Genomic DNA, 18,722 nt, shown 5'->3' on the forward strand with positions numbered 1-18,722 from the left:
GGTGATGGGGGGGACTTGAGGGAAGCGGCGTCATTCGGGTCCTCGGGGTGGCAGCTGACAGGGGAAACGAAAAAGCCCCGCGCTCGGGAGGAGCGCGGGGCCGGGTTCGGAAGGGGGACCTTCAGGAGGTCCACTTCGGAAGTCAGGCGGTCCGCGCTCCGCGAGGAGTCAGGCCGGTGCGAGTGCGAGTCTCGGTCAGCACGGTCTGGACGCGCGCGCCCACGGAGGACGTCGTCCCCTCGTGCCGCTGGCTGTTCCTGCTGCGTCCGGCCATGGAGTCCCCATCCTAGCCGCTTCCACCCGCCAAGGTCAGGGGGCAGGCAACCAGCCCCCCGCTCCATGGCACCCACCGTGGTGCATGCGCCCCCGGCTGCCGACATTGAGCGTGTGTGAGCTGTCCCACCCCCTTCCGGAGCAACCCATGACCACCCGCAAGAAGAGCGACACCGCCCACAAGCCTGGCTTCGCCAAGGACCGCGTGGATCGGGGCCTGGAGGCGGACGACACCAAGCCCCTCTACGGTGATGACGTGAAGCACTCCACCGAGGAGCAGAAGTTCGCCCTCGACAGCGACGGCCCCGTCGGCGGCCCTGTCGCGAACCCGCGGAGCGTGCTCGACAACGTGGACGACGAGGAGCGCGAGGAGCGCGGCCGCCTCAAGGCCGAGGCCCGCCAGGAAGAGAACGAGCCCACCCGGGAATGAAAAAAACCGGGGCCCCGACACCCACGTCGGGACCCCGGCTTCAACACCTTGAAGTGAAGCGCCCGGCTACTTGGAAGCCGGCGTCTCCACCAGCGTGAGCTTGCCCAGGTTGAGCGGCGTCACCTGCTCCTGGATGACCAGCGGGTCGCCCACGAGCACCACCTGCATGGTGGCCGGATCCAGGTAGGACTCGGCCACGCGCTGCACCTCCGCGGCGCTGGCGTTCTCCAGCCCCTCCACGGTGCGCTTGAACTCATCCATCGGCCGGCGGTGGAAGTAGAGCTGCGCGGCGCTGCCGCCCAGGCCCTCCACCGTCTCGAAGGCGCCCGGGAACGCGCGGATGAGGCCTTCACGCGCGGCGGCCAGCTCCTTCTCCGTGATGGGGTTGGACTTGATGCCTGCCAGCTCCTTGATGAACTCATTGAGCGCCGGGCCCGTCACGTCCTGCCGCACGGCCGCGTACGCGGTGAGCGGACCCACGCCCAGGCGCGTGCCCAGGTGCGCGTTGGCGCCGTAGCTGTAGCCCTTGTCCTCGCGGATGTTCATGTTCAGCCGGCTGCCGAAGAAGCCGCCGAACACCGTGGTGGCCAGCTCCAGCGGGTACTCGTCCGGGTGGCCCGCGGCGAGGCCGGGACGGCCCACCAGCACCACCGTCTGCTCCAGGCCCGGCTTGGGCACCACGCGCACCTGCTGACGCGGCGGCGCGGGAGGCGCGGGCGGCGGCTTGGGCGCCACGGCCCCGCCCTTCCACCCGCCGAAGTACTTCTTCCCGTACTCCACCGCCTGCTGGAGCGTGATGTCGCCCGTCATGATGAGCGCCGCGGCGCGAGGCCCCGTGTTCTTCAGGTAGAAGTTCTTCGCGTCCGCCAGCGTGAGCGACTCCACCGTCTTCGGCGTGCCGCCGGACGTGTGGCCGTACGGGTGGTCCGCGCCGAACACGGCCTGGTAGTAGGCCTGCTGCGCCAGGAAGTTCGGGTCGCCCATGCGGCGCACCAGCTCACCCAGCTGCTGCTTCTTGCGGCGCTCGAAGGCCTTCGCGTCGAAGGTGGGCCGCAGGACGACGTCCGACAGCAGGCTCATCGCCGCGTCCACGTTGGTGGTGAGCACGCGCGCGCCCACGAAGGCGCCGTCCGGATCCACCGACATCGCGGGCGACACGCCCAGGTCCGCGAACGCGTTGTCCAGCGCCACCGTGTCGCGCTTGCCCGCGCCCTCCAGCAGCATGCGGTAGGACAGGTCCGCGATGCCCAGCTTCGCGGCGGGCTCCTGCGCCACGCCCGCGGCGAAGGCGATGCCCACGAACACCAGGGGCAATTCCTTGCGCGTGCTGACGATGACGGTGAGGCCGTTGTCCAGCTTCGCCTGCTCGAAGGTGGGCAGCACCAGCTCCGGCGACTGGCCGGGCTTGGGCTGCTGGTCGCGGAACGCCTCCGCGTCCGGCGCCGGTGTCTGGGTTTGCGGCTGGGATGCGGGCGGTGTCTCCGCGGGAGGCGTCTCCGCGGGCCTGGTGGTGGCGCAGCCGGCGACGGACAGCGCGAGGAGGGCAGTAAGGATTCGGCGGTGCATGACTTAACGGGCCTCCTTGCCCGGAGCGGAAGACGGCGCGGCCTTGCCGGCGGGCGGCACGGCGTGCAGCACGACGCGCCCGTCGGGGCGCAGCACGTCGTTGGCGAACTGCTTCACCGTTTCGGGCGTCACCTCCTGGTAGCGCGCCAGGTCCTGCGCCACGTAGCTGGGCTCGCCCACGAACTGGTTGTACGACTGGAGCGTGTCGGACTTGCTGCCGGAGCCGCCCACGGCCTGCAGGCCCGCCAGCTGCCGCGTGTCATAGCGGGTGCGCGCGCGGACGATCTCCTCCTGCGTGACGCCGTCCTTGCGGACCTCGTCCAGCACCGCGTCGATCTCCTTCTTCAGCTGGTCCGTGGTGACGCCGGGCCGGGCCACCGCCTCGATGGAGAAGACGGACTGCGCGCCCTGGCTCTGCTGCACGGCCTCCACGTTCTGCGCCAGCTGCTTGTCCAGCACCAGCCGGCGGTACAGGCGGCTCGCGCGGCCCGTGCCCAGCGCGGTGGCCAGCACGTCCGCCGTCGCGTCTCCGGGCTTCAGGTACGGGGCGGTGAGCCAGGACATGGAGAGCAGCGGCAGCGTGGCCACCTTCTCGTCGTGGCGGATGGTCGTCTCGCGAGTGACCCGCACGGGCTTCACGTCCGGACGCTGGGGCTTGGGCCCGGAGGGCAGCGTGGCGAAGTACTTCTCCACCAGCGCCTTGGCCTTCGCGGGGTCGAAGTCGCCCACGATGGCGAGCGTCGCGTTGGAGGGCGCGTACCACTTGCGGAAGAACCCCTTCACGTCATCCACCGTGGCCGCGTCCAGGTCCTTCATGGACCCAATCACGTTGCCGGAGTACGGGTGCGGAGGCGGGAACAGCGCCTGCCACGCCTTCTCCTGCGCCTCGCCGTAGGGGGCCGTCTCCACGCCCTGGCGGCGCTCGTTCTTCACGACCTCCTTCTGCGTCTGGAGCTTCTTCTCCGTGAGCGAGTCCAGCAGGAAGCCCATGCGGTCGCTCTCCAACCACAGCGCCGTCTCCAGCAGGTTGCTGGGCACGGTCTCGTAGTAGTTGGTGCGGTCGAAGCTGGTGGTGCCGTTCAGGTCCGTGGCGCCCGCCTGCTCCAGCAGGCCGATGTGCACGTCGTCCGGCACGTGCTTGGAGCCCTGGAACATCATGTGCTCGAAGAGGTGCGCGAACCCGGTGCGGCCCGGCGTCTCGTCGTAGGCGCCCACGTGGTACCAGACGTTGACGGCCACCACGGGCAGCTTGCGGTCCACGGAGAGGATGACCTCCATGCCGTTGGGCAGCGTGTACTTCTCATACGGGATGGCCAGGTTTTCGCGGCCGGGCTCCAGCGGCTTCGCCTGGGGGGTCTGAGCGAGCGCCGGAAGCCCCACGAACAGGGCCGCTGCGGCGAGGGCCTTCAATCGGGACAAGGTTCCTCCACGGTTCAGGACGGTCTGTCGCGCGCTTAGCACGCGCCCCGGGGCCTGTAAGCCGGAAGGCGACCGGGTGGGCGCCGGGGTGCCGGGTGTTGCTCGCCGTGCGACACTGCGGCCATGAGCCTGGAGGTGCCCCTTTCCCAGCAGGGCCGCTGCGCCGTCCACCCGGACCTGCCCGCGGGCGGTACATGCTTCCGCTGCGGCGGCTTCTTCTGCGCGGACTGCGCCACGTCCGTGCCGGGCCTGGTGGCACGGCTGTACTGCAGGGCCTGCGCGGCGCGCCCGGACGTGAACTACCTGGAGGCCCTGCGCCAGCGTTACTGGGGCAAGCGGGATGGATGGGCGTGGTGGGTTGCGGGAGTGACGCTGCTGTTCTGCGTGGCCACGGCCGCCGCCCTGACGGAGTGGGGGCTGGACGCGACGAAGGATTCGCTGTTCGCGCTCCTCTTCTTGGTGCCCGTACCGGTGGGCGTGGCCTTCTTCCTGGGCAAGCGCTGGGCGCGGCATGCGCTGCTGGCCACGCCGCTGGTGATGGCGGTGGTGGCGGGGGCCCTGGTGCCGGATGCGCGCTTCTTCTTCGCCTTGTGCGTCATGCCCGCGCTGCTCATCGGGGTGCGCATCCACCGCGACGCGCGCAATCAGCTCTTCTTCCAGCTGCCGGTGCCGCCCAGGGCGCTGAAGGCGCTGTGGGAGCAGCGCTTCAACAACCCCATGGCGCAGCAGGCCCTGCGGTTCGGGTTCAGCTCGGTGCTGATGCCCCTGCTCGCGCCCATCGCGGTGATTTGCGGCGCGGTGGCGCTGACGCGCGTGGACCCGGAGGCGACCCCGCCCATCGGCCGCCGGGGCCAGGCCATCACCGGCCTGGTCCTGGGGCTCGTGGGTCCGTTGCTGTGGTGGCTCGTCCTGCTGCCGTTGCTGAGCGGCCGGACCCACTTCTGACCGCGGCGGTCAGGGGGACCGGACGCTCACCCTCCCCCGCGTGCGGATGGCGTCGCGCGCCTTCTCCAGCGCGCCCTCACACGCGCCGGTCGCGTTGTCCAGGACCATCTCCGAGCCCACCCGGGACAGGTTCCCGTTCCGGTAGCACGCGCCCAAGGGCAGGTCCGTCAGCCACTGGCTGTGGACGAACGTCACGTGCAGCAAGCCGCCCTCCTCCAACCTGACGTCATGGGGGGACTCGAAGCCCATCACCGTGCCTCCGCTCAGGAAGATGGTCATGTTCCAAGACTGGCCGTCCAAGGCGAGGGTGCGGGCCGAGAAGCCACCCTCCCCCAGCACGAAGCTCACGCGCCGGTAGGTGCCGGGCGGCAGCCTCAGCTCTCCCCCCTTCCAGGCCTTCCCCGTGGAGAGGTCGATGGAGAACGGACCCGCGAGCGTGAGCGTGGCCGGGGAACCTTCGGGCTGCTCGCACCCGGTGCCCTGCGGCAGCGGGTCGCTCAGGTCGCCGCAGCGCATCCCCTCGCCCAATTCCACACGGATGTCGGCCACCTCCATGCGGACCTCATTCAGGGCGAAGCGCATGCCGTCGCTGGACATGATTTCGGGAGGACCGGCTGGGTCGGTCATGGCATGGACGCCGGACGCCGGAACCGGCAGGGAAGACGCGCCCACCGAGGCCGTGTTCAGCGAGAAGACGAGCCGGGTGGGGCTCGGGTCGCCACAGCCGGACATCCCCAGGGACAGCAAAGACAGACACAACCAACGTGAGTTCATGGACATGGGTTCACCGGTGGGAGGCGAGGTACATCCGGGTGCTGACTTCGATGTTCTGCTGCATGCGCTCGGCGGCGCCCGCGCACGCACCCGTCCCTGTCTCCAGGCGCAGCGTGGTGCCATCCAGGGTGAGGTCTCCCAATGCCAGACAGCTGGCCACGGGGATGCCGTCGAGCCACGTGGTCAAATCCAGGCTGCCCACCACGACGGTGTCCTCCGCGGGAACGGCGATGTCGAAGGGGCCCCGGGGCTCGAAGCGCAGGGCCGCGGTGGAGGCGAAGGCCACCTTCAGGACATGGCGCTGATCCTCCCAGGTGAAGCTCGCGTCCACGCTGAAGCTGGGGAGCGCGGGGGTGTTCTGGCCCAGGCGGGCTTCGATGCGGGAATAGGTTCCTTCAGGGATGCGGAGCGTCCGGTCCGGGATGATCGTGGCGCTCAACCAGTTCACGTCCAGCGGCTCCCGCACGCTCAACGCCCCGGGCTGTCCGTCCGCCGCGTCGGTGCAGGTCATCAACGGAGCCAGCTTGCCCTCGTAGTCCGAGCACTCGCGCCCGGACGGCAACTCCAGACGCACGTCGAACAGCGTGGCGTTGGCGGACTCCACCGTGAACTTGAGGCCGTCGTTCGAGGTGAAGGTGGGCGACACGAGCGGGGCGTCCATCGCCGTCCGCCGGGACGGCGAGGACTCCTCCGTCAGCGGACGCGTGTAGGTCGTCGCGTTGATGCCGAAGCGCAGCTCGGTGGTGTCCGGGCCGCTGTCACACGCAGGCAGACCCAGCACGGCGACAGCAAGGCCGGAAGCACGCAACCAGGGGATGGAGGGCATGTCGGAAGGAAGCACCGCGAAAGGGGGAGCGCCTCCGGCCGGACGTCCCGATGCGAGCGCCTCGGAAGGCCCTCGAAGCCCCAGCATGCCCGATGCCCGGGGAGATGGACAGACATCCGTGAAGGCAGGCCATGTCAGCGGACAGGCGGGTGCCCACGCTGAAGGAGGAACCCCCACAGGAGAGACGCCATGGCAACGCAACGAGTAGGCGACGTGATGACCCCGGACGTGGAGGTCGTCCGCCCGTCGGATTCCCTGAGGGTCGCCGCGGAGAAGATGCGCGCGCTGAACGTGGGCCCCATCCCGGTGTGTGACGGCGACCAGCTGGTGGGCATGGTCACGGACCGGGACATCGTGATTCGCGCGGTGGCACAGGGCCTGGACGCCGAGCGCACGCAGGTGGCCCAGGCGATGACCCGCGGCGTGGAGTTCTGCTACGACGACGACGACCTCACCCAGGCGGCCGAGAAGATGAGGGCCTCGCAGATCCGCCGCATCCTGGTATTGAACCGGGCCAAGCGGCTGGTGGGCATCCTCGCGCTGGGAGACATCGCGGCGGAGCTCAGCGACCAGGAGAGCGGCAGGACACTCGAGGAGGTCTCCGCCCCGTCACAGCCGGCCGCGCCGCACTGAAAGCAGCGGCTACATGCCGCCGAGCTTCGTCTCCAGCTCGGACAGGTCGCGGTGCACGGCGGCGTCCGTCTCCCGCAGGCCCTCCACCTTGCGCACGGCGGAGATGACGGTGGAGTGGTCCTTGTTGAAGCGCGAGGCGATCTCCGGGAAGGAGCTCTTGGTGAGCTTGCGGCTGAGGTACATGGCCACCTGGCGCGCATGCGCGAGCGCCTTGTGGCGCCGGTCCTCCTTCAGCGCCTCCACGGTGACCTTGTAGAAGCGGGCCACCTCGCGCTGGATGGCCTCCACGTCCACGGTGCGCTGCGCGGGCAGGATGTCGCGCAGCACCTGGGACGCGAACTCCTCCGTCACCGGCTGCTTCGTGAGGCTGTGCATCGCGGACAGCTTCACGAGCGCGCCTTCCAGTTCACGCACGTTCTTCTGCACGTGCTTCGCGATGAAGTGCGCCACGGGGTCCGGCAGGTTGAGGCCTTCCTGTTCGGCCTTCTTCTGGAGGATGGCGACGCGCGTCTCGTAGGAGGGCTCGCGGATGTCGGCCATGAGGCCCATGGCGAAGCGGCTGCGCAGGCGGTCCTCCATGCCGGGCACCTCCGCGGGCACCATGTCGCTGGTGAGCACGATGGCCTTGTTGAGGCCGAAGAGCGTCTCGAAGGTGTAGAAGAACTCCTTCTGCGTCTCCTCGCGCTTGCCCAGGAACTGGATGTCGTCGATGAGGAGCACGTCGCACTCTTCGCGGAACTTCCGGCGGAAGTCCGTCATGCGGTGCTCGCGCACGCTCTCCACGTACTCGTTCGTGAACTGCTCGCTGGAGAGGTAGACGATGCGCTGGGTGGGGTCCTTCTCCCAGATGTGATTGCCCACGGCCTGGAGCAGGTGCGTCTTGCCCAGGCCGGTGCCGCCGTAGATGTAGAGCGGGTTGTAGTTGTGGCCCGGACGGTGGGCCACGGCCTGCGCGGCGGCGGCGGGCAGCTGGTTGCTGTCCGCGACGACGTAGGTGTCGAAGGTGAAGCGCGGGTTGAGGCGCGAGGGCCGCGTCGAGTTCACCTTGATGGTGGGCGTGGGCGGCAGGTCGGAAGAAGTCGGCGGAGGGCCGACGACGACCTCATAGGCGACGCGGCCCAGGGACGGCTCCAGCCGGGCCAGGTGCGTCTCCAGCATGGAGCGGTAGTGGTCATCCACCCAGTCACGGAAGAAGCGGTCCGGAACGCCCAGGACCAGGGCGTTCTCGCGCACCTCCATGGGGCGCATCCGCTCCAGCCAGGTGAGGGCGTAGTGCAGGCCCTCCTGGCGGATGGCTTCCAGCGTGCGGGTCCAGATGACGCCGGCACTGGGAAGCGAAGGCGAAGGGGCTTGGGCGAGGGCGTTCACGTAGGAGGCTCAAGAACGCGCGCGGAAGGAGGGAACCCGCGGGCGTTCGGCGGTGCTAACACCCGCTCTCCGGCTGATCAAGGAACCGGCCTGTAGCACGGATCAGCGGGACGCCCTGGCGGGTGGGGATGAACACTCACCGTGGCCCACAACTCCTACGCCGGATCCAGCCTCATGAGGACTTCGGCCGGATCCTCGTGGGGCACGGTGTGGAAGCCACACTTCTCCAGGACGCGGATCGACGCGAGGTTGTGGGTGGCGACCCACGCATGCAGCGGCCGGGTGGGCACGAGCGGGAGGAACTCGGAGAGGGCCCGGGTGGCGAGGCCCTGGCCCCAGTGCTCGCGGCCGATCCAATAGGCGACGAGGCGCTGGCCGTCCTGTTCCCAGCTGCCGATGTTCCCCACCACCACGCCGCCCATCACGATGGTGCGGTTGATGTTCCCGGGGCGCAGGACGTTCGTGCGCCAGTGGGTCATGAACGCATCGCGCTCCCGCGATGGAAAGCCGGCCATGCGCGCCGCTTCGGGGTCGCGCTGGTGTTCGAAGAACAGGGGGAGGTCTTCATCCGTGACGTCGCGGAGGAGCATCCTGGAGAAGCTACTTGAACGGGCCGCGCACCCACCCGCTCGCCGTTCCTTGCCCCCTGCTCCCTTTTCCTACATGATCGCCCGGTCCACCCGGCGCAGGGCTGCACGGTCGGCGCTGGTGATCCTTGATTGACTTGTCCAGGAAATAGGGTTACGGACGCCCCCTTTCCACTGTACGGGTCGCGCCGGTGATTGGCGCCGCCTTCAGCCTTCAGGAGTCGTTGTGTCCAAGCGCACGTACCAGCCGTCGAAGATCCGGCGCAACCGCGCCCACGGGTTCCGTAAGCGGAATGCCACCAAGGGCGGCCGGGATGTCCTCAAGCGCCGCCGGGCCAAGGGCCGTAAGCGCCTGGTGGTGTCGTCGTTCAAGAAGTAACTGGACGCACGGACGATGGCCGAGGGAGCGGCGCCGCGGGTGCCTCAGGCAACCGACGAGCGCTTCCCCAAGGCCCTTCGCCTGCTCCAGCGCCGTGAGTTCCTCGAAGTCCAGGAGGGCGGTCAGAAGGTTCCGTCCGACTGCCTCCTGGCCCTCGTTCAACGCAACAACCGGGCGCACTCCCGCGTAGGGCTCACCGTCTCCAGCAAGGTGGGCAACGCGGTGGTGCGCGCACGCCTGCGCAGAGTGCTCCGCGAGCTTTTCCGCAAGCACCGCGGGCAATGGCCCCCCGGTCTCGACGTAGTCCTGGTCGTTCGCTCCTCGGCGAAGGAAGCCTCCTTCGCGCAAGTTTCCCGTGCGTTCGACGGCGTCACCCGTAAGCTGCAACGGCTCTTTCCAGCACCCCGCGTGCCGCCTAAAGAGCCTGCCGCCCCATGAGTCCACTCGCCTTCGTCATCGCCCTGCCCATCCGCTTCTACCGGCGGTTCCTGGGGCCGCTGCTGCCGAAGGCGTGTAGGTTCCATCCCTCGTGCTCCACCTACGCCATGCAGGCGCTGGAGAAGCACGGCGGCTTGAAGGGCAGCGCCCTCACCGTCTGGCGCCTGCTGCGCTGCCAGCCATTCCACCCCGGTGGATTCGATCCCGTCCCCTGACGGTTTGCTTCCGCCCGCCCTCCGGCGCCGTGCCGCCGGCACAGGGAACTCCATGACGAACGACCCGCTGTCGCCCCAGTCCAACGATTCGCAGAAGCGGCTGCTCCTGGCGCTCGCCCTCTCCTTCGCGGCTACCGCCGCCTACACCTTCTTCTTCGCCCCCAAGGAGCCGCCCCCGGGCGCCACGGGCGCGGACGCGGGCGTGGAGATGGCCGCGACGGCTGACGCCGGCACCCCGGGCATGGCCGCCGTGCCGCCGCCGGGCGCCACCGGCGAGGACGCGGGCACCCACGCGGAGGCCCCGCTCCCGCCTGCGCGCACCGTGGAGTTCAGCCGCCCGGAGGTGAAGTACACCTTCTCCTCCGAGGGCGCCGGCCTCACCTCCGCCGTGCTCCAGGGCACGAAGATGCGCGAGCAGCAGTCGCTCACCGTCAAGGAGGGCTTCGAGAAGCTCTTCGGCAAGGACATCCCCCCGCCGCCGCAGATGAACGTGGCGCACCCGGTGGCCGGCCAGCCCCTGCCGCTCGCGGTGACCATCGAAGGCGGCGCGCCGCTGGCGGCGAACACCCGCTACGCCGTGCAGGAGGGCTCCACCGACAACGGCGGCAGCGTGGCGTTCACCGGCCGCCAGGGCCCGTGGGAGGTCACGAAGACCCTCGTGTGGCCGCGCGACGGCTTCGAGTTCACCTACACCCTCCAGGTGCGCAACACCTCCGCCCAGGCGCAGTCGGGTGAGCTCAAGGTGCACTACGGCCGCGCCATCGACCCGGAGTTCGAGCACGCGCCGTCCTTCTTCGGCGGCGTGGGCAACCTGAGCCGCTCCGCGTGCTGGGTGGAGGACAAGCTCCACAACCTGTCCCCGGGCGACAAGCCGCCCGAGGAGACGAAGGGGCCCATCTCCTTCTTCGGCATCAACCAGCAGTACTTCCTGTCCGCGCTCTACCCGCTGGACGGCGCGCTCAACGGCCACTGCACGCTGACCGCCACGCCCACCGCGCGCGAGGTGTCCGCGGGCTTCCCGCTCAACGTGGGCCCCGGCCAGGTGGCCACGTTCCGCTTCGGCGGCTACCTGGGCCCCAAGGATCCGGACCTCCTGCGCATCGTGCCCGGCACGGAGCTGCGCGCCGTGGCCGGCCTGTCCACCACGGCCTTCCACCCCATGCTGGAGGACACGGTCGACTTCGGCATCTGGGCGGTGGTCTGCAAGATCCTGCTCGCCGTCATGAAGTTCTTCCACGGCATCGTGGGCAACTGGGGCGTCGCCATCATCCTGCTCACCGTGGTGGTGAAGCTGGCGCTCCTGCCGCTCACCTACCGCTCCATGGTCAGCATGGAGGCGGTGAAGGTGCTCCAGCCGAAGATGGATGAGATCCGCAAGAAGTTCGCGGACGACAAGGAGCGCCAGAACCTGGAGATCATGAAGCTGTACCAGGAGGCGAAGGTGAACCCCCTGGGCGGCTGTCTGCCGCTGCTCATCCAGATGCCGGTGTGGATCGCGCTGTTCACGTCGCTGCGCAACAGCTTCGAAATCTACGGCGAGCCCTTCTTCGGCCCCATCTGGCGCGACCTCACCTACAAGGATCCGACGTACATCCTGCCGCTGGCGCTGGGCGTGTCGATGATCATCACGCAGAAGATGCAGCCGCAGATGATGGACGCGGCGCAGGCGCGGATGATGACGTGGATCATGCCCATCATCTTCACCTTCACGCTGCTGCAGTACCCGGCGGGCCTGTCGCTCTACATCTTCACGAACAACGTGCTCTCCATTGGCCAGCAGTGGGGCCTGCGCAAGTGGCTGGACCGCAAGAAGAACCAGACGGGCGGCGGGACACCGGCGGTCATCACCGCCGGGGGAGGCAAACGCAAGTGAGCGGGACTCAGGGCGTGGCGGCGGGCGGCGCGGACTTCCGCCCCCGGGTGGAGAAGCTGCTCACGGACATCCTCGGGCTGATGGGGTTCCCGGCGCGGCTGGAGCTGCAGGACACCGCCGACGGCAGCCTGTCCGTGGCGCTCCACTTCGAGTCCGGCGCGCCTCCGGGCGTGGAGCCGGGCAAGCGCAGCCAGGTGCTGGATTCGCTCCAGTTCCTGCTCAACAAGATGCTCCACCGCCCTGGCGTGGAGCGCCGCTGGGTGATGCTGGGTGCGGGCGCGCACCCGGAGCCCCGCCAGCGCCGTGAGGCCGCGCCGCAGCCGCCGGCCCCTGCTTCGGCTCCGGTCGCGGCCGTGGCCCAGGCGGCGGCCTCCTCGCCCGCGCAGGCGCCGGCCCGGGGGGCTGCTCCCGCTCCGGCCGCGCCGCGAGAGGCACGCAACGCCCGGGGTGGCCAGCCGGCGCAGCAGGCCGCGAAGCCCGCGCAGGCCCAGGCCTCCGCGAAGGCCTCGGAGGCGGACGAGCGCGCGCTGCAGGTCGAGGAGGATCCGGCGTTCCGGGAGGCCGTCCGCAAGCTCGCGGAGAAGTCCGCCAGCCTGGGCCGCTTCTATGCGTTCGCCGCGATGAAGACTGAGGACCGCGCGCGCGTCCTGAAGGCAGTAGAAGGAGTGGGTGGAGTGAAGGTGGCGGCGGAAGGCGAAGGCCGCAACCGACGCGTGGTGTTCACCCCGGCGAAGCCCGCCCCGATGCCCAAGCGGAGCCTGCTGCCGGACGACGACGAGGACGACGCCGACGCCTGAGCGGGTGTGCCCGCTTGGGACCGCCGGCGGGCGCGAGAGGAGCGAATGGGTAAGGCGAAGGGTTTGAAGGACAAGCTGTACGGCGCGGCGGTGCTGAAGATGAGCTTCCGCCTGCGCGGGGACGAGGAGTCTCCGGCGTTCCGCTTCGTCTACCCGGGCGTGCTGCGCGACCTGGAGGTCGACGACGCGGAGGTGGAGAAGTACATCGAGGAGCACCGCGACGACGTGGAGCGCGCCGCTCGCGGATCCACGCCGCCGCAGGGCGTCCGGTAGGTTCAAGGGCAGGGAGTCAGGCGCGTGTGCCCGGCTTCCGGTGCCCCCCTGCCCTGCCATGACGTCTGACTCCGCCACCATCGTCGCCCTCGCCACCGCACCTGCCTCGGGGGCGGTGGGCATCCTCCGGGTGTCCGGACCGGCCGCGCTGGAGGTGGGGCGGAGGCTCGCGCCCGGAGTCCCCGCCTCCCCGGCTCCGCGCCATGCGTACCTGGCGTCGTTCGTGGACGCGGCGGGTGCGGTGCTGGATGAGGGGCTGTTCCTCTACTTCCAGGCGCCCCGGTCGTTCACCGGCGAGGACGTGGTGGAGCTGCAGGCGCACGGCAGTCCCCGCCTGTTGCGGCTGCTGCTCGCGAGGGCGCTGGAGGACGAGCGCGTGCGTCCGGCGCTTCCCGGTGAGTTCACCCGGCGCGCGTTCCTGAACGGCCGCATCGACCTGACCCGCGCGGAGGCCGTCGCGGACCTGGTGGCCGCGGATTCGGAGGCGGCCGTGCGCGCCGCGGCGGCCGGGCTGTCCGGCGCGTTGGCCGAACGGATCCGCGCGCTGGAGACCCCTCTCCGCGAGCTGCACGCGGACCTGGAGGGCGTCCTCAACTTCCCGGACGAGGCGGAGGGCGCGGACGCGGAAGCAGTTCCTCGCGTCGCGGAGCTGCGCGCCGTCGCGGAGGCGCTGCGCGCGGAGGTGGGCCGTGGACGGCTGGTGCGCCAGGGCGCGCGCGTGGCGCTCTACGGTCCGGTGAACGCGGGCAAGTCCACGCTGTTCAACCGGCTGGTGGGCGAGGCCCGCGCGCTGGTGGACGCCGAGCCCGGCACCACGCGAGACGCGCTGGAGGCCCGCGTCGAGTGGGAGGGCCTGGGCGTCACGCTCTACGACACCGCGGGCCTGCGCGAGGCCCCGGGCCGCGTGGAGGCGCTGGGCATCGCGCGGACACGCGAGCTGCTCGCGGCCGTGGACCTGGCCGTGCTCGTGCTGCCGCCGGGGACCTCGCGTGAAGAGGCCGCGTCGTGGACTCGGGAGGCCGGTGCCACGCCCGTGTTCGTCGTCACCGGCAAGTGCGACGTCATGCCTGGCGCGGAAGCCGAAGCCACTGCCCCGCCGCGCGTCAGCGGCCTCACGGGCGAAGGCGTGGAGGCGCTGCGGACGTCCGTGCTCACGCGGCTGTGGGGCGGTGGCACGCCCTCGGCGGTAGCGCTCGTTTCGGAGCGTCACGCGGATGCCCTGCGTCGCACCGCCGAGGCGCTGGGCCGCGCGGAAGACGCGTCACGGGTGTCCACCCTGGAGGTCCTCTCCGGCGAGGTCGGGCTCGCGCTGGAGGCCCTGGGCGAGGTGTCCGGAACCAGCGTCTCCGATGCCCTTCTGGACACCCTTTTCCAGCGCTTCTGCATCGGGAAGTAGTGCCCGGCGGGCGGCGGTCCGCATGTCAGACCCCTCCCTAGAATGCCTCGCGTTCACCGGCGCTCCCCGAGGATTCATGACGGCACTTCAGCACCTTCAACCCACCTCCCTCTCCCTGCTCTCGGCGCTTCCGTCGGGCTGGGTCGGGGAAGTCCTCGATGGCGAGCTGGTGGCCTCGCCCCGCCTCTCCGTAGCGCCCGCGCGCGCGGCCTTCATGATGGGCGTGGAGTTGGGAGAGCGGCTGGACCCGCGCCGTGGCGGCAACGGCCGCTGGTGCTTCCTGCGCGCGCCGGAGCTGCACCTGGGCGAGGACATCCTCGTGCCCGACCTGGCCGCCTGGCGCCGTGAGCGCGTGGCCGCTCCGCCGGAGCCCGGCGCCGCGTTCTTCACCCTGGTGCCGGATTGGGTCTGCGAGGTGCTCACCCCCGCCACCACCGCGCTGGACCGCGCCCGCAAGCTGCCCCTCTACGCGCGGGCCGGCGTGTCCTACGTCTGGCTGGTGGACCCCGTCGCGCGCACGCTGGAGGTCTACCAGCGCCTCAAGCGCGGCTGGCTCCTCACCGCGAGCCACGAGGACGACGCCCTGGTGCGCGCCGAGCCCTTCTCGTCCGTGGCCCTGGAGCTGGGCGCGCTGTGGCTCCCCGACGCGCCGGAGGAGATGCCCCGGCTCGCCGCGGTGCCCTGAAGCAGCCCGGGGCGCTCAGCTCGCGTGCTTGAGGCGCGCTTCCCCGGAGGCGCGCGACAGCCGCCGGACCGCGTGCAGCAGCAGGTCCGGATCCACCGGCGCCGCCACGAAGCCCCGCGCATGCACGGCCTGGGCGCGGGGCAGGTCCCGCTCCGGCGCCTTGCCCGCCACCAGCACCTGCGCGCGCAGCCGCTGCGCCAGCACCTCCATCGCGGGCAGCGGCGCCACCACCACCTGCGCCTCGCTCGCGGCGCACACGTCCGCCGTGCCCGCCACCTTCACCGTGAAGCCCGCTCCGCCCAGCACCCGCACCAGGCCGGCCGCCGCGTCCGAGCCCCAGCCGTACACCAGCACCTGCTCGCGCACGGCGACGCGCGGCTCCGGTGCGGACGCCCACGCGGGCTCCAGGGGCGCCAGCAGGGGCAGGCCCTCGCCATCGCTCTTCTTCGCGGGCTCCGGGGCCGGCATCTCCGTCAGCTCCGCCAGGGACTGGCCCACCACCAGGGGCGCTGACTCGTCCCACTCCGGCAGGGTGAAGCCCTCCATCCCGGGACGGCGCTGGGGCGTCGCGGGCTCGCCCCGGTACAGCCTCCCGATGGCCCGTTGCAGCGCCGCGTCCGTGGCCAGCCGGGGCACCACCCGCGCCTTGCCGGACACGCTCTTCACCACGTCCAGCGTGGCCAGGCTCGCCGGGGCGGCCAGGGCCACCACCAGCACCTCGCGCATCCCCTGCCCTTCCAGGCGCAGCGGCACCACCCGGTGGGCCTCCGCCACCTTGCACGGAATCAGTCGCGCGAGCGACGCGTCCAGCGCGCAGGCGTCCAGGTCCACGGCCTCCACGCCCGTCTGGGCCGCCAGCGCGGACAGCACCGCCTCCGCCGAGCAGAAGCGCTGGTCCACCACCACCTGCCCCAGCGCCGCGCCCCACTTGCGCTGGTACGCCAGCGCGGACTGCAGCTGCAACGCATCCACCACACCCCGCGCGAGCAGGATGTCCCCCAGACGCTTCTTCATCGCACGCTCTCCTCCGGCCCCCCTCCGTGCTTCGGCCGGGACGACCTGCCCATCAGTCCCTCCCCCTCTACGGCAGGAAGGTGTAAATTTACAGCTAAACCGGAGGGAATGGGGGGCGGCCAGGCGTTGGTTGCCTGCTCGGACCCAGAAGGAGCCGTTCGGCCACTTCTTCCCACCGCTTCACCGTTCTTCAACGAACCCCGCCTCAATCCTTGAGGGGGGGACGACAAAGCGGACGTTCATTGGCAGACCCCAGGGTGGCCGCATGTCGCAGACGTTCCTAGCCTGTAAGCATGGCTGATGCGTGCCTGAGAGAGTTCGTGCGGATGCTCCGCGCGCGCCGTGCTTCGCCCGGGGGCCTGGCCGGGGTGGACGCGGAGATGGCGGGGCTGCGGCTGGAGCCTTCCAGCCTCAAGCCCTACCTGCACTTCCTGCCGGGCCGCTACACGCGCAACCTCGTCCACCGCGACGAGGGCATGGAGATCATCCTCAACTGCTGGTCGCCGGGGGCCGTCTCCCCCGTCCACGACCATGACGGCCAGGAGTGCTGGTTCAGCATCCAGCGCGGCCACTTCCTCCTGGAGAACTACGCGCTGCTGGAGGGCGGCACGGAGCCGGGCCTCGCGCGACTGGGGGCGCCGGTGCGCGTGGGGCCGGTGGGCGCCGGACACGTGGACTTCCGGGACCCGGCCGCCTCCATTCACCGGGTGAGCGTGGCCGGCAACGCGCCGGGCATCACGCTGCACGTCTACGCGGGCCCGGTGGCCAGCTGCCTGGTGTTCGATCCGCGGCGCCACCGCTGCGCGTCGCACAGCTTGCGCTACCACAGCATCTTCGGGCGGCCGGTGCGGCCCAACGAGGGCCGCGTCCCGGTGCCCCTGCACGTCTGAGCGCTACCAGCGCACCTCCGGCAGCGGCGCGTACAGCATGCGCCCCTCCGCGCCCGGCCCGGTGAGGCCCAGCTTCGCGCCCACGCGGTACACGGCCCGCACCTGCTCCAGCACCTGCGAGGACATGGCGGCGTGGCTTCCGGCCTCGTCGTCGCTGTTGTCCGCCTCGTGCTTGCCCAACAGCTCCGACAGCACCTGTCCGGTGGGCCGGGGGCGCGGGAAGACGACGACGCGGACCTGCGCGTCCTTGTCCAGCTTCGCGGCCTGCTTCGCCAGCTCCAGCGCCTTCGGGTAGCCGCCGAGCGCGTCCACCAGCCCGCGCTCCAGCGCGTCCTCACCCGTCCACACGCGCCCCTTCGCGACCGCCTGCAGCTTCTCCAGCGGCATGTTGCGCGCCTGGGCGGCGCGGCTGGTGAAGTCCAGGTAGATGGTGTCCAGCTCGGACTCCAGCTGCGCGCGCTGCTCGGGGGTGAACTCCTGGTCGGAGGAGGCGAAGGTGGCGTTCTTGCCGAAGGCGATGGTGTCGAAGTTCACGCCCAGCTTCGCCCACAGCTCCGACGTGACGAACTTGCCGTTGTACACGCCGATGCTGCCCGTCAGCGTGCCCGGCTGGGCCACGATCTTGTCCCCGGCCATGGCCACGAAGTAGCCGCCGCTGGCCGCGTACGTGCCCATGGTGACGATGACGGGCTTGCCCGCCTCGCGCGCGCGCTGCACTTCCCGGCGGATGGTGTCGCTGGCGGAGTAGCTGCCGCCCGGGCTGTCCACGCGGAAGACGATGGCCTTCACGGACGGGTCCTCCACCGCCTTGCGGAAGGCCGCCGCCACCGTGTCGCCGCCCATCACCTGCCCGCCGAGCGGGTTGGACTGGCTCTTGCCGCGCAGCACCTCGCCCACGCCGTAGATGAGCGCGATGGTGGAGGTGCCCGTCTGGTGCGGCCGGCCGGCGCGCTCCAGGTACTTCTCCACGTAGAGGAACTCCGCGCCGTCACCGGCCTGCTGCTTGAGCTCGTCGTGGATTTCATCGCGGTAGCGCAGCCCGTCCACCAGCTTCGCGTCCACGGCCGCCTGGCCCATGAAGGGCGCGCGGTCGATGAGCGCGCGCACCTCGTCCTCGGACAGCTTGCGGCCCTCGGCCACGCCCTTCACCACCTGGCGGAAGAGGCTGCCGCCATAGGCCTCCGTGGCCTCGCGCTGGTGGGGGCCGTAGGACTCGTCGGTGAAGGTGTTGACGGCGTTCTTGAACTCGGCGCGCTTGCCGAACTCCGGCTTCACGCCGAACTTCGCGAAGGCGTCGCGCGCGAAGGGCGTCTCCATCGTCAGGCCGGTGAGCCCCACGTCGCCGGAGGGCTGGATGTAGACGGAGTCGAAGGCGCTCGCGAGGTAGTAGGCGCCGGTGCCGTTGCCCGCCTCGCCGAAGCCGTCCGCGTAGGCCACCGCCCGCTTGCCCGATGCGCGGAACGCCTTCACCGCGTCCCGCAGCTCCTGCACCTGCGCCGCGCTGCCCGGCTGGCCAATGCGCACCACCAGCGACTTCACCCGGGAGTCCGTGGCGGCCTTCTCCAGGCCCTCCACGACGTCCCGGAGCGACGTGGGCTCCTCGCCGAACGCGCCCGCCAGGGACGTGTCCAGCGTGTACTCGGGCAGCGGCTGCTGGAGGTCCAGCTCCAGCACCAGGTTGGACGGCACGCCCGGCTTGCTCGACGCCGCGAGCATCAAGAGCCCCACCACACCCACCACGAAGAGGATGGACAGCGCTCCAATGAAGGCCAGCGCGCCAATGAAAATGCGTTTCATCCGGAAGGACTCCTGGTTCCCACGTGCCCCCGAGGGGCGTTCCCCGACCTTCAAGCGGCCTACCATCAACGCACGCGCGGGACGACGCTTGCGTGCGATGCACTGACAGGCGGCGGACGGGGAGCCAGGGCCCGCCCGTCCTGG

20 protein-coding genes are annotated in these 18,722 nt (G+C 70.6%); 12 read left to right on the forward strand and 8 right to left on the reverse strand.

All coding sequences use genetic code 11. The features are described 5' to 3' along the window. The first annotated feature begins 421 nt into the window (after window positions 1–421). Window positions 422–703 carry a hypothetical protein gene (locus D7X55_RS17645; protein ID WP_120548157.1) on the forward strand — a complete coding sequence of 94 codons (282 nt, stop codon included), beginning with the start codon at window positions 422–424 and terminating at the stop codon, window positions 701–703. Between the two features lie 66 nt (window positions 704–769). Here the strand turns inward: D7X55_RS17645 and D7X55_RS17650 are convergent, their stop codons facing one another. Both D7X55_RS17650 and D7X55_RS17655 read right to left on the reverse strand, forming a co-directional pair. Further along, window positions 770–2,269, reverse strand: a complete 1,500-nt coding sequence (locus tag D7X55_RS17650) for a pitrilysin family protein (RefSeq protein WP_121723672.1) — start codon at window positions 2,267–2,269, stop codon at window positions 770–772. A 3-nt stretch (window positions 2,270–2,272) separates the two neighbouring features. Next, on the reverse strand, window positions 2,273–3,679 hold the full coding sequence (locus tag D7X55_RS17655; RefSeq protein WP_121723673.1) for a pitrilysin family protein: 1,407 nt from the start codon (window positions 3,677–3,679) through the stop codon (window positions 2,273–2,275). A gap of 144 nt (window positions 3,680–3,823) precedes the next feature. On the opposite strand from D7X55_RS17655, the gene D7X55_RS17660 reads away from it, so the two are divergent. After that, the gene (locus D7X55_RS17660) at window positions 3,824–4,633 is read left to right on the forward strand and encodes a hypothetical protein (protein ID WP_233609903.1); all 810 of its coding nucleotides are present in this window, start codon (window positions 3,824–3,826) and stop codon (window positions 4,631–4,633) included. Between the two features lie 9 nt (window positions 4,634–4,642). Here D7X55_RS17660 and D7X55_RS17665 read toward each other — a convergent pair whose 3' ends face one another. Both D7X55_RS17665 and D7X55_RS17670 read right to left on the reverse strand, forming a co-directional pair. Then, window positions 4,643–5,392, reverse strand: a complete 750-nt coding sequence (locus D7X55_RS17665; protein ID WP_147470136.1) for a hypothetical protein — start codon at window positions 5,390–5,392, stop codon at window positions 4,643–4,645. A gap of 25 nt (window positions 5,393–5,417) precedes the next feature. Further along, entirely contained in the window at window positions 5,418–6,233 is an 816-nt protein-coding gene (locus tag D7X55_RS17670) for a hypothetical protein (protein WP_147468317.1), read from the reverse strand. A gap of 189 nt (window positions 6,234–6,422) precedes the next feature. Between D7X55_RS17670 and D7X55_RS17675 the strand changes: the two genes are divergently transcribed. After that, complete coding sequence (locus tag D7X55_RS17675) at window positions 6,423–6,866, forward strand: CBS domain-containing protein (RefSeq protein WP_121723677.1); 444 nt, start codon at window positions 6,423–6,425, stop codon at window positions 6,864–6,866. Window positions 6,867–6,875: 9 nt separating this feature from the next. On the opposite strand, the gene dnaA is transcribed toward D7X55_RS17675, so the two are convergent. Further along, window positions 6,876–8,234, reverse strand: coding sequence for a chromosomal replication initiator protein DnaA (gene dnaA, locus D7X55_RS17680; RefSeq protein ID WP_120548164.1), 1,359 nt, complete (start codon window positions 8,232–8,234; stop codon window positions 6,876–6,878). A 155-nt stretch (window positions 8,235–8,389) separates the two neighbouring features. Continuing rightward, complete coding sequence (locus tag D7X55_RS17685; protein WP_121723678.1) at window positions 8,390–8,824, reverse strand: GNAT family N-acetyltransferase; 435 nt, start codon at window positions 8,822–8,824, stop codon at window positions 8,390–8,392. Window positions 8,825–9,047: 223 nt separating this feature from the next. On the opposite strand from D7X55_RS17685, the gene rpmH reads away from it, so the two are divergent. From rpmH to D7X55_RS17725, 8 genes are all read left to right on the forward strand, one after another. Beyond that, entirely contained in the window at window positions 9,048–9,200 is a 153-nt protein-coding gene (gene rpmH, locus D7X55_RS17690) for a 50S ribosomal protein L34 (protein WP_120526629.1), read from the forward strand. 15 nt (window positions 9,201–9,215) lie between these two features. Beyond that, complete coding sequence (gene rnpA, locus D7X55_RS17695) at window positions 9,216–9,638, forward strand: ribonuclease P protein component (protein WP_120548166.1); 423 nt, start codon at window positions 9,216–9,218, stop codon at window positions 9,636–9,638. Then, the gene (gene yidD, locus D7X55_RS17700; RefSeq protein WP_014400870.1) at window positions 9,635–9,853 is read left to right on the forward strand and encodes a membrane protein insertion efficiency factor YidD; all 219 of its coding nucleotides are present in this window, start codon (window positions 9,635–9,637) and stop codon (window positions 9,851–9,853) included. Before rnpA ends, yidD begins: the two co-directional genes overlap by 4 nt. 52 nt (window positions 9,854–9,905) lie before the next feature. Next, on the forward strand, window positions 9,906–11,726 hold the full coding sequence (gene yidC, locus D7X55_RS17705; protein ID WP_121723679.1) for a membrane protein insertase YidC: 1,821 nt from the start codon (window positions 9,906–9,908) through the stop codon (window positions 11,724–11,726). Then, window positions 11,723–12,523 carry a hypothetical protein gene (locus tag D7X55_RS17710; protein WP_121723680.1) on the forward strand — a complete coding sequence of 267 codons (801 nt, stop codon included), beginning with the start codon at window positions 11,723–11,725 and terminating at the stop codon, window positions 12,521–12,523. Before yidC ends, D7X55_RS17710 begins: the two co-directional genes overlap by 4 nt. 45 nt (window positions 12,524–12,568) lie before the next feature. After that, a complete protein-coding gene (locus D7X55_RS17715; RefSeq protein WP_014400867.1) occupies window positions 12,569–12,796 on the forward strand; it encodes a hypothetical protein in 228 nt (75 codons plus the stop codon). Window positions 12,797–12,854: 58 nt separating this feature from the next. Next, window positions 12,855–14,192: a tRNA uridine-5-carboxymethylaminomethyl(34) synthesis GTPase MnmE gene (gene mnmE, locus D7X55_RS17720; RefSeq protein WP_121723681.1), complete on the forward strand. Its 1,338-nt coding sequence runs from the start codon at window positions 12,855–12,857 to the stop codon at window positions 14,190–14,192. 76 nt (window positions 14,193–14,268) lie between these two features. After that, window positions 14,269–14,877, forward strand: coding sequence for a Uma2 family endonuclease (locus D7X55_RS17725; protein ID WP_120548170.1), 609 nt, complete (start codon window positions 14,269–14,271; stop codon window positions 14,875–14,877). Between the two features lie 15 nt (window positions 14,878–14,892). Here the strand turns inward: D7X55_RS17725 and D7X55_RS17730 are convergent, their stop codons facing one another. Next, window positions 14,893–15,891 (reverse strand): general secretion pathway protein GspE, encoded by a 999-nt coding sequence (locus D7X55_RS17730; protein ID WP_121723682.1) that lies wholly within the window; start codon window positions 15,889–15,891, stop codon window positions 14,893–14,895. A 326-nt stretch (window positions 15,892–16,217) separates the two neighbouring features. On the opposite strand from D7X55_RS17730, the gene D7X55_RS17735 reads away from it, so the two are divergent. Next, the gene (locus tag D7X55_RS17735) at window positions 16,218–16,781 is read left to right on the forward strand and encodes a cysteine dioxygenase family protein (protein WP_233609904.1); all 564 of its coding nucleotides are present in this window, start codon (window positions 16,218–16,220) and stop codon (window positions 16,779–16,781) included. Window positions 16,782–16,784: 3 nt separating this feature from the next. On the opposite strand, the gene sppA is transcribed toward D7X55_RS17735, so the two are convergent. After that, window positions 16,785–18,578, reverse strand: coding sequence for a signal peptide peptidase SppA (sppA, locus tag D7X55_RS17740; RefSeq protein ID WP_120548173.1), 1,794 nt, complete (start codon window positions 18,576–18,578; stop codon window positions 16,785–16,787). Window positions 18,579–18,722: the final 144 nt, after the last annotated feature.

Origin of the sequence: Corallococcus sp. AB049A, assembly GCF_003668885.1 — a bacterium.
GTDB classification, from domain to species: Bacteria; Myxococcota; Myxococcia; order Myxococcales; family Myxococcaceae; genus Corallococcus; species Corallococcus interemptor.

Excerpts from the sequence above, each read along its gene's own strand:
- yidC (WP_121723679.1), top strand. The coding sequence starts at position 9,906 with ATGACGAACGACCCGCTGTCGCCCCAGTCCAACGATTCGCAGAAGCGG.
- D7X55_RS17675 (WP_121723677.1), top strand. The coding sequence starts at position 6,423 with ATGGCAACGCAACGAGTAGGCGACGTGATGACCCCGGACGTGGAGGTC.
- D7X55_RS17735 (WP_233609904.1), top strand. The coding sequence starts at position 16,218 with ATGCTCCGCGCGCGCCGTGCTTCGCCCGGGGGCCTGGCCGGGGTGGAC.
- D7X55_RS17645 (WP_120548157.1), top strand. The coding sequence starts at position 422 with ATGACCACCCGCAAGAAGAGCGACACCGCCCACAAGCCTGGCTTCGCC.
- sppA (WP_120548173.1), bottom strand. The coding sequence starts at position 18,578 with ATGAAACGCATTTTCATTGGCGCGCTGGCCTTCATTGGAGCGCTGTCC.
- D7X55_RS17670 (WP_147468317.1), bottom strand. The coding sequence starts at position 6,233 with ATGCCCTCCATCCCCTGGTTGCGTGCTTCCGGCCTTGCTGTCGCCGTG.
- D7X55_RS17685 (WP_121723678.1), bottom strand. The coding sequence starts at position 8,824 with ATGCTCCTCCGCGACGTCACGGATGAAGACCTCCCCCTGTTCTTCGAA.
- yidD (WP_014400870.1), top strand. The coding sequence starts at position 9,635 with ATGAGTCCACTCGCCTTCGTCATCGCCCTGCCCATCCGCTTCTACCGG.
- D7X55_RS17725 (WP_120548170.1), top strand. The coding sequence starts at position 14,269 with ATGACGGCACTTCAGCACCTTCAACCCACCTCCCTCTCCCTGCTCTCG.
- D7X55_RS17730 (WP_121723682.1), bottom strand. The coding sequence starts at position 15,891 with ATGAAGAAGCGTCTGGGGGACATCCTGCTCGCGCGGGGTGTGGTGGAT.
- D7X55_RS17650 (WP_121723672.1), bottom strand. The coding sequence starts at position 2,269 with ATGCACCGCCGAATCCTTACTGCCCTCCTCGCGCTGTCCGTCGCCGGC.
- D7X55_RS17715 (WP_014400867.1), top strand. The coding sequence starts at position 12,569 with ATGGGTAAGGCGAAGGGTTTGAAGGACAAGCTGTACGGCGCGGCGGTG.
- rnpA (WP_120548166.1), top strand. The coding sequence starts at position 9,216 with ATGGCCGAGGGAGCGGCGCCGCGGGTGCCTCAGGCAACCGACGAGCGC.
- mnmE (WP_121723681.1), top strand. The coding sequence starts at position 12,855 with ATGACGTCTGACTCCGCCACCATCGTCGCCCTCGCCACCGCACCTGCC.